Source organism: Providencia sp. PROV267 (assembly GCF_028477825.1).
GTDB lineage: Bacteria > Pseudomonadota > Gammaproteobacteria > Enterobacterales > Enterobacteriaceae > Providencia > Providencia stuartii.
Genome location: NZ_JAMPLX010000039.1, coordinates 1 through 2,608, shown reverse-complemented (window position 1 = coordinate 2,608; position 2,608 = coordinate 1). Strand labels below are relative to the sequence as shown.

Genomic DNA, 2,608 nt, shown 5'->3' with positions numbered 1-2,608 from the left:
GGGTGACTGCGTACCTTTTGTATAATGGGTCAGCGACTTATATTCTGTAGCAAGGTTAACCGAATAGGGGAGCCGTAGGGAAACCGAGTCTTAACTGGGCGAATGAGTTGCAGGGTATAGACCCGAAACCCGGTGATCTAGCCATGGGCAGGTTGAAGGTTGGGTAACACTAACTGGAGGACCGAACCGACTAATGTTGAAAAATTAGCGGATGACTTGTGGCTGGGGGTGAAAGGCCAATCAAACCGGGAGATAGCTGGTTCTCCCCGAAAGCTATTTAGGTAGCGCCTCGTGAACTCATCTTCGGGGGTAGAGCACTGTTTCGGCTAGGGGGTCATCCCGACTTACCAACCCGATGCAAACTACGAATACCGAAGAATGTTATCACGGGAGACACACGGCGGGTGCTAACGTTCGTCGTGAAGAGGGAAACAACCCAGACCGCCAGCTAAGGTCCCAAAGTCATGGTTAAGTGGGAAACGAAGTGGGAAGGCTCAGACAGCCAGGATGTTGGCTTAGAAGCAGCCATCATTTAAAGAAAGCGTAATAGCTCACTGGTCGAGTCGGCCTGCGCGGAAGATGTAACGGGGCTAAACCATGCACCGAAGCTGCGGCAGCGACATTTAGATGTTGTTGGGTAGGGGAGCGTTCTGTAAGCCTGTGAAGGTGTGCTGCGAGGCATGCTGGAGGTATCAGAAGTGCGAATGCTGACATAAGTAACGATAATGCGGGTGAAAAACCCGCACGCCGGAAGACCAAGGGTTCCTGTCCAACGTTAATCGGGGCAGGGTGAGTCGACCCCTAAGGCGAGGCAGAAATGCGTAGTCGATGGGAAACAGGTTAATATTCCTGTACTGGTGATAATTGCGATGGGGGGACGGAGAAGGCTAGGCTGGCCGGGCGACGGTTGTCCCGGTTTAAGGATGTAGGTGGGTGAATTAGGCAAATCCGGTTCGCTATACACTGAGGTCTGATGACGAGTCACTACGGTGGCGAAGTAGCTCATGCCCCGCTTCCAGGAAAAGCCTCTAAGCTCTAGATTATCATTAATCGTACCCCAAACCGACACAGGTGGTCAGGTAGAGAATACTCAGGCGCTTGAGAGAACTCGGGTGAAGGAACTAGGCAAAATGGTGCCGTAACTTCGGGAGAAGGCACGCTGGCATTAGGTGAAGTGGTTTACCCATGGAGCTGAAGCCAGTCGCAGATACCAGCTGGCTGCAACTGTTTATTAAAAACACAGCACTGTGCAAACACGAAAGTGGACGTATACGGTGTGACGCCTGCCCGGTGCTGGAAGGTTAATTGATGGGGTTATCCGTAAGGAGAAGCTCTTGATCGAAGCCCCAGTAAACGGCGGCCGTAACTATAACGGTCCTAAGGTAGCGAAATTCCTTGTCGGGTAAGTTCCGACCTGCACGAATGGCGTAATGATGGCCAGGCTGTCTCCACCCGAGACTCAGTGAAATTGAACTCGCTGTGAAGATGCAGTGTACCCGCGGCAAGACGGAAAGACCCCGTGAACCTTTACTATAGCTTGACACTGAACATTGAGCCTTGATGTGTAGGATAGGTGGGAGGCTTTGAAGTGTGGACGCCAGTCTGCATGGAGCCAACCTTGAAATACCACCCTTTAATGTTTGATGTTCTAACGTTGCCCCATAATCTGGGGTGCGGACAGTGTCTGGTGGGTAGTTTGACTGGGGCGGTCTCCTCCCAAAGCGTAACGGAGGAGCACGAAGGTTGGCTAAGCATGGTCGGACATCATGCGGTTAGTGCAAAGGCATAAGCCAGCTTGACTGCGAGAGTGACGGCTCGAGCAGGTACGAAAGTAGGTCTTAGTGATCCGGTGGTTCTGAATGGAAGGGCCATCGCTCAACGGATAAAAGGTACTCCGGGGATAACAGGCTGATACCGCCCAAGAGTTCATATCGACGGCGGTGTTTGGCACCTCGATGTCGGCTCATCACATCCTGGGGCTGAAGTAGGTCCCAAGGGTATGGCTGTTCGCCATTTAAAGTGGTACGCGAGCTGGGTTTAGAACGTCGTGAGACAGTTCGGTCCCTATCTGCCGTGGGCGTTGGAAGATTGAAAGGGGCTGCTCCTAGTACGAGAGGACCGGAGTGGACGCACCGCTGGTGTTCGGGTTGTCATGCCAATGGCACTGCCCGGTAGCTAAGTGCGGAAGAGATAACCGCTGAAAGCATCTAAGCGGGAAACTTGCCTTGAGATGAGTCTTCCCTGACTCTTTAAGGGTCCTAAAGGAACGTTTAAGACGAAGACGTTGATAGGCTGGGTGTGTAAGCGTAGCGATACGTTGAGCTAACCAGTACTAATGAACCGTGAGGCTTAACCTGACAACACCGAAGGTGTTTTAGAGAGACGATTGTTGAAGCGCACGAGATAGAGTGGTGCGAGAAATCAGCTTGTTCAAGATTGCAGTTCTGGTTTGCGGTGTCGACGCGAACGGGAACGAACCGAATTTGTCTGGCGGCAATAGCGCGGTGGTCCCACCTGACCCCATGCCGAACTCAGCAGTGAAACGCCGTAGCGCCGATGGTAGTGTGGGGTCTCCCCATGTGAGAGTAGGGAACTGCCAGACATCAAA

The 2,608-nt window shown here is 52.6% G+C and carries 2 rRNA genes; both read left to right on the top strand.

Annotation, left to right across the window (positions count from 1 at the left end):
• Nucleotides 1–2,357: ribosomal RNA gene (locus PR709_RS19505) — 23S ribosomal RNA — on the top strand; the annotation flags it as partial.
• A gap of 129 nt (nucleotides 2,358–2,486) precedes the next feature.
• Nucleotides 2,487–2,602 (top strand): 5S ribosomal RNA (rrf, locus tag PR709_RS19500).
• The last annotated feature ends 6 nt before the right edge of the window (nucleotides 2,603–2,608 follow it).